We start from the raw sequence: 1835 nt of genomic DNA on the forward strand, positions 1-1835 counted from the left end.
GAAAAACATTCCTCTATTCGAATCCTTTCGTCGTGCTGTTGATTCTGCCTTCCTATGACCTGTTCGGACTATTATGAGAAATGCTATATAGTTAGCCTTTCATAAGTAGCGATGCAACAAAGCCATCCCAGTGTCAAGCACTGGGATGACAAGAAAGGGAGCACTGGAATTTTTATTTCAGTATTGTACATTAGCCATGCATCTGAACAGATACGAGCTTTCTGCTTTTTTTGGGTAAGGTCAGTCAAAAAGGTTTTACAACAACCATAATAACTATAACTATTATCAATACTGTAACTGCTTCATTTAAAACGCGAAAATAAATATGTGACTTCTTATTCGAACCCATTGCAAAATTTTTCCTATATTTTGCAAGTAGCATATGAATAATTAACATCAAAAGTATTGCAAATGCTTTTACATGAAACCATCCTTCACGATATGCTTCCCTAATAACCATTAGTGTAATTCCAAGACCAAGTGAGAAAAGCATTGCAGGGTTTATGATATATCTAAGTAGCCTCTTTTCCATTGTTTGAAGCAAGATATCATTTTCCGATCCCGGTTTTACAGTTGCATGGTAGACATAAAGCCTGGGTAAATAAAGCATACCTGCCATCCACATGATAACAGAGATAACGTGAAAAGCCTCAAGCCAGTGGTAATAGTTCATTAGCAAAAATTTAAAATTCCTGGTATTGTGTTAGTTTAATGAAAAAGAAATCGATATGAAAGCAGAAAATTTCACTAAAGAACAGATAATTGGATTCTACAGGAAAATGCTACTCATACGCAGATTTGAGGAAAAAGCAGGACAATTATATGGGATGGGATTAATAGGCGGGTTCTGTCACCTATCAATAGGACAAGAAGCAGTTGCAGTTGGAACTCAAGCTGCATCAAAATTAGGTGACGCTTTTATCACAAGTTATAGAGACCATGGCTTAATGCTCGCATGTGATTCTGATCCAAATGTTGTAATGGCAGAGCTTACCGGCAAAGAAACAGGATGCTCGAAAGGTAAAGGTGGTTCGATGCACGTATTTGACGTTGAAAAAAAATTCTTCGGCGGGCATGGAATAGTGGGAGCACAAGTTCCAATTGGCACAGGAATAGCATTTGCTAATAAATATAAGAAAAAAGATAATGTGGTATTTACATATTTTGGCGACGGTGCTGCAAATCAAGGACAAGTATATGAATCGTTTAATATGGCATCTTTGTGGGAGTTGCCTGTGGTTTACATCATAGAAAATAATGAATACGCAATGGGAACCTCCGTGCAAAGATCAACTTTAGTAACAGAGTTATATAAAAGAGGAGAAAGTTTTGGTATTCCTGGAAAACAAGTTGATGGAATGGATTTTTTCTCTGTTTATGAGGCTACAAGCGAAGCAGCGGAACACACACGCAGCGGAAAAGGGCCTATCCTGCTTGAAATGAAGACATATCGATATCGCGGTCACTCAATGTCAGATCCTGCTACTTATCGCTTAAAAGAAGAAGTTGAAGATATGAAGCAAAATCATGACCCTATAAGCACTTTAAAGAAATACATGACAGATAATAAAATGGCTTCAGAAGAAGAGTGCAAAGTAATTGATAAGGAAATACGTGATTTAGTAAAAAAGTCGGAAGATTTTGCCAAAAATAGTAAAGAACCAAGCGTTGATGAGCTGTATACTGATGTTTATAAATTTGTTAGCTAATTTTTTTATCCAGAACTGTACAAACATTGTATAGTAAACCATACGCGTCAAGTTAAGAGATTGTGAGCAAATTTAGAGAGGTTAAAGTGGATACTCTAGCCCTTCTGCGTTTGTCTTTTAATGAAA

The 1835-nt window shown here is 36.6% G+C and carries 2 protein-coding genes; one reads left to right on the top strand and one right to left on the bottom strand.

Features of this window, described 5'->3' with window-relative positions; all coding sequences use genetic code 11:
- Positions 1-244: 244 nt before the first annotated feature.
- Positions 245-673, bottom strand: coding sequence for a protoporphyrinogen oxidase HemJ (gene hemJ, locus OZD66_RS05435; protein WP_275022442.1), 429 nt, complete (start codon positions 671-673; stop codon positions 245-247).
- Positions 674-728: 55 nt separating this feature from the next.
- Between hemJ and pdhA the strand changes: the two genes are divergently transcribed.
- Positions 729-1709, top strand: coding sequence for a pyruvate dehydrogenase (acetyl-transferring) E1 component subunit alpha (gene pdhA, locus OZD66_RS05440; RefSeq protein WP_006279887.1), 981 nt, complete (start codon positions 729-731; stop codon positions 1707-1709).
- Positions 1710-1835 lie beyond the last annotated feature (126 nt).

Origin of the sequence: Wolbachia endosymbiont of Drosophila baimaii, from assembly GCF_028982185.1 — a bacterium.
GTDB lineage: Bacteria > Pseudomonadota > Alphaproteobacteria > Rickettsiales > Anaplasmataceae > Wolbachia > Wolbachia pipientis.